The 4,448-nt window shown below is 67.2% G+C and carries 3 protein-coding genes and 1 pseudogene; all 4 read left to right on the top strand.

From position 1 onward, the window contains the following. Window positions 1-399: 399 nt before the first annotated feature. The 4 genes and pseudogenes from tnpC (at window position 400) to AC5JBD_RS16970 (ending at window position 4,245) form a co-directional block, all read left to right on the top strand. Window positions 400-1,677 carry an IS66 family transposase gene (gene tnpC / locus AC5JBD_RS16985; RefSeq protein WP_495723013.1) on the top strand — a complete coding sequence of 426 codons (1,278 nt, stop codon included), beginning with the start codon at window positions 400-402 and terminating at the stop codon, window positions 1,675-1,677. A 532-nt stretch (window positions 1,678-2,209) separates the two neighbouring features. Further along, window positions 2,210-2,617 (top strand): annotated as a pseudogene (locus AC5JBD_RS16980) (AAA family ATPase); the annotation flags it as partial. A gap of 12 nt (window positions 2,618-2,629) precedes the next feature. Continuing rightward, window positions 2,630-3,085 carry a hypothetical protein gene (locus tag AC5JBD_RS16975; protein WP_495723012.1) on the top strand — a complete coding sequence of 152 codons (456 nt, stop codon included), beginning with the start codon at window positions 2,630-2,632 and terminating at the stop codon, window positions 3,083-3,085. Then, on the top strand, window positions 3,082-4,245 hold the full coding sequence (locus AC5JBD_RS16970; protein ID WP_495723011.1) for a ParB/RepB/Spo0J family partition protein: 1,164 nt from the start codon (window positions 3,082-3,084) through the stop codon (window positions 4,243-4,245). Before AC5JBD_RS16975 ends, AC5JBD_RS16970 begins: the two co-directional genes overlap by 4 nt. Window positions 4,246-4,448 lie beyond the last annotated feature (203 nt).

Below are 4,448 nucleotides of genomic sequence, written 5' to 3'. Positions count from 1 at the left end.
TCGGATCAGGAGTGCCGATCAACCTCTATCTCCCGCTTTAACAAACCACCGATAGGTGTTGGTCCATGGTGCTGCGCAAGGCGTCTCACGGCCGCACTTGGATGCATCCAAGTGCGGCATGGCAGGGCCAGCCATCAGATGCCGCGCTAGAACACGCCGAACCTGATGCTGCCCTTTCCGCGATCCATTGCGTGGTGCCAGGCAAGCCGTCAGCCTCGACAGCGGGTCATTAGTACCAGACGGGTAGGACATCTGTTTACGGCCAGAGGTCCGGACCTCTGGGCGAGTAATGGCGTGATGCTCCTGAGCCACTATGAGACAATAGGGCACCAGAACACGCCAAGGCAGTAATTACCCACCTCTCTTGCGCGGAAGTGGGTTGGCTGATTCGATCCTGGCATGCGGCGGGACGAGCTTGAGCACCTGAGCAAGGCAGAGCTGATCGAGTTGGTGCTGCGACTGCAGCGGCCGGAGAAAACCTCACGCACATCCTCCAAGCCGCCGTCCACGGACCGGAAGGAGAGGCGCGAGCGCGCCAAGCCTGGCGGCGCCAAGCCGGGCCACGAGGGCCACAGCCGACCGTTGAGCGACGATGTCTCCGAACGGGTGGCCCATCGCCCCGCCGTCTGCCCATGCTGCCGGATGGCGCTCGCGGCCGATCTGTCGGCCGAAGAAGCCGGGGTTTGGGAGCGCATCGAGCTACCCGTGGTCCGGCCGCAGGTAGTGCACCATCACCGCCTGGCGGTGCGCTGCCCCGGATGCGGCACGCGGGCCGTGGCCTCCGTGCCGGTTAGCGGCACGCCCTTCGGCCCGCGCCTGCACGCGGTGGCCACCTACCTGAAGACCTACCAGGCGCTCTCCTACGAGCGGCTGCAGGCCGCGCTCGCCGACCTGTTCGGGCTGCGCCTCAGCCAGGGCGGGCTGATGAACCTGCTCCGTCGCGCCCAAGGCCGGTTCCAGACCGGGCGCGAGGCGGCCGTCGCGGCGCTGCGCCGGGCCGCGGTGGTGGCCTCCGACGAGACCGGCGTACGGATCGAGGGCTGCACTGGCTATCACTGGGTGTTTCGCTGCCAGGACACCGTGGTGCACCAGGCCGCGCCGACGCGCGCCGCCTCCGTCGTGCATGCGATGATGGACGGGCATCGCCCCGCGGTCTGGCTCTCGGATCGCTACTCGGCACAGCAGGGCCACGGCTTGGCCCAGCAGACCTGCCTGGCGCACCTGGCCCGCGACGTGGCGTATGCGCTCGAGGCCAGCGACGACCCCATCCCTTTCCGGCTCAAGCTCTGGCTGAGCTCAGCTTTCGACCTGGCCGATGCCGCCACACGTCTGGCCGCCTCCACCCGGGCCGCCAAGCGGCGGGCGCTCGAACGCAGGCTGGACGCGATCCTGGCCGCCCCCAGCGGGTGTGAACTGACGCAGGCACTACAAGCGAAGCTGCGGCGAGCGCGCGACCAGCTCCTGACCTTTGTCGACTGGCCTGGCCAGGTCGGGGCAACGAACAACGCCTGCGAGCGCGACCTCCGCCCCGCCGTGATCCAGCGCAAGGTCACCAACGGTTATCGCGCGATGTGGGCCGCTCAGGGCGAGGCGGACGTGCGCACCGTGGTCGACACCGCCCGCCTCGCGCCGAACACCAGCGCCTTCGGCACTATCCTGACGACTGTCACAGCCTGACCGCTACGCCGCAGAAGCCAGAGGGGGTGGGTAATTACCCAAGGCACGCCTGCCAAGCATCCTCTCCGAAAGGAATGGATGCATCCAAGGCACAACGAACAACAAGTTGGACGCATCCAACCGACCAGACTTACACCGGCAGCGACTTATTGGATAGACGACGCTCGCGACGCCAAGGGGGACCAGGCGCCGTAGTAGGGGGTGACCAATGGGGCAGGTAGATTCCTTCCGGCACATCGCCGAGGTGCTGCGTTCAGCACAACGCGCCGCTATCGAATTGGAAAATGCTCCCGACCAGCGGAAGCGATTGCGGACCTTCTCACCACAGGAGGCAGCATCGCTCCTAGGCCTCACGCTAAAGGAGCTGCGCGCGGTCCAAGGGCTGCAGGGTCGCGTGGTCCGGGCAACAGGTCGGCTCAGCTTCGACGAAGTGCAAGCGGTGCGGCGCCTCCTCGCCGAGGATGGCCGGGGCGGCAGGCATAACGTCGGCCGGCGGCCCGGGTAAAGCGAGGCGCTCGCAGTCGTTGCCTTCACCAACTTCAAGGGCGGCTCCGCCAAGACAACCAGTAGCGTGCATTTCGCGCAGTACCTAGCGCTTGCCGGGTACCGGGTCCTCCTCATCGATCTCGACAGCCAGGGCAGCGCCACGGCGCAATTCGGGATCGACCCCTCGTCGGAGGTCGGACGGGCAAACAGCTTCGCCGCCTGGACCGCAGCGCGGAACGATGGGACCCCCGTGAGCGCCAACGCGCTCTGCCAGCGGACCTACTGGCCTAACATTGATCTCGTACCTGCCGGTGCCGTCTTGGCGGAAGCAGAGGAAAACCTCGCACGCCGCGCGACGGCCGGGCAGGCCGAAACAGTGTTGTATTTTGAGGAGTTGGCAAGTTTCACCAGCAGCCTCGGCGACGCCTACGACATCGCGGTCATTGATACTTGACCCGACGTGAACATGCTGATGACGGCCGCGCTCCATGCCGCGACGGGCATCGTGGTGCCGACCCGTGCCACCATGACCGACCTGGCCTCGACCGCCGAGTTTTTCGCACACCTCGCCAGCTACGTGTCCGACTTCCGGGCTGCCTTCGGACGGGAGCTCGACTTCGCCTTCTCCCGCATCCTCGTGACCGCCTACGACCCGACCGACCGCAGCCAGGACGCCCTCGTCGCCCTGCTGCGCGAGCGCTTTGGCGACACCGTGTTGCCTGGCGAGTTCCTGCATTCGCGCGTTATGGGCACGGCCGGCTTCGGCAAGAAAACGCTCTATAAGTACGAGCTATCAACAGACAGGACGGCTTACAACCGCGTTCTTGCCAGCGCGAATGCCGTCAACCGGGCGGTCGAGCAGGACGTTCTCCGCAGTTGGGGCAGGGCACCCGCTGCGCGCGCCGAGGAGACCCTGGTATGACGGCGCGTCCCTCGCGCTTCGGCTCCTTGGCCGAGGCTGTCAAGGAGCGGGCTGCGGCTGCCGCCGCATCGCCGGCCCCGGTGCAGGAGCAGCCGGTTCTACCTCAGCCGGTGCCGGGCGCCGGCCTCCACAAGCCTGCGGTTGCGCTCGGTGCGTTGGCCGAAGGGCTGCGCGAGCGCATCTCCCGGCTTGAGGCGGAGCTTGCCCAGACCAATGGTCGGAACGCGACGCTGGAGCGTTCCCTAGCAGAGGCACGGGCGGCGGCCGGCCGGGCTGGCGCGCCGCTGGACGAGTTCATCTTCCTTAATCCTCTCACAATCCGGGACACCCTACCGCGGGACCGCCTGCCTGGCGCCTTCGAAGGGACTGAGTTCGAGGCTCTGGTCGAGGATATTCGTGAAAACGGCCAGAATGACGCCATCACCGTCCGGCCTGCCCCGGATGGCGAGGGCTACGAGGTGGCTGCCGGCCGCCGCCGGCTGGAAGCCTGCCGCCGGCTGGGCCGCCAGGTCCTTGCGCGTGTACGGGCGCTGGACGAGCCAGCCATGCTCCGCGTCCAGTTCTCCGAGAATGAGCGGCGCGAGGACATCTCGGCACTCGAGCGCGGCCGCTGGTTCGCTGCCGTGAAGTCCAGGCTGGACCTGCCGTCCAAGGACATCGCGGCGCAGTTCGGCATCGACCCGTCCACCCTGAGCCTTTATCTCCGCCTTGCCCGGTTTCCTGCCGACATTGTTACACGCTTGCGGGAGCCACAAAGGTTGTCAGTTCTGCGTGCCCGCCGCGTGATGGAGGCGCTGGAGGTAGATCCGTCCGCGCTCGACCGGATCCTTGCCTCACTTGATGCCCATGCCCGCGCATCGTCTGGAGAGGGCGGGCCGGATCCCGAAGGTCAGATCGACGTCCTGCTCCGGACCGCCGAGGGGAGGGGAGGGGAGCAGGCTTCGTCCGGCACACGGGCGCCGGTGCCGGACCGCCGCCATGTGGTTCACAACGGACGCCGGGTCGGCACCTTGACCCGTAACGGCGGTCAGTGGGTGTTCCGCTTCGCCACCTCGCTCGAGGACAGCATCGTGCAGACTTTAGCGGAGCGAATCGGCGACCTAGTGGCGGAGGTCGAGGGGCAGACGGGCCGCCCTGGCGCCGGCCGGGACGCTGGCTAGCAACTGAAGGTTGCCAAATCTGCGGCGCGGATGCCACGCAGACTTGGCAACCTTGGTCCCAGCTGGCGCTGCGAGTTGGTCCGGCAAGCTCCTGTTGTGACGGGCGCTTCGGTCGGGACGGGGCAGCTTGCGCAGATTTGGCAACCTTAATCGCGGTAGGGACACCCATTACTGGGCGCCCCCCGCACAGATCCGGACGGGCC

It is taken from the genome of Allosphingosinicella sp. (genome assembly GCF_059502505.1).
The sequence above is the reverse complement of the archived record's forward strand: the minus strand, read 5'-3'. Positions and strand labels throughout refer to the sequence as shown.

Bases quoted from the DNA above. Each gene is read 5' to 3' on its own strand.
- tnpC (WP_495723013.1), top strand. From the start codon at position 400: ATGCGGCGGGACGAGCTTGAGCACCTGAGCAAGGCAGAGCTGATCGAG.
- AC5JBD_RS16975 (WP_495723012.1), top strand. From the start codon at position 2,630: ATGCTGATGACGGCCGCGCTCCATGCCGCGACGGGCATCGTGGTGCCG.
- AC5JBD_RS16970 (WP_495723011.1), top strand. From the start codon at position 3,082: ATGACGGCGCGTCCCTCGCGCTTCGGCTCCTTGGCCGAGGCTGTCAAG.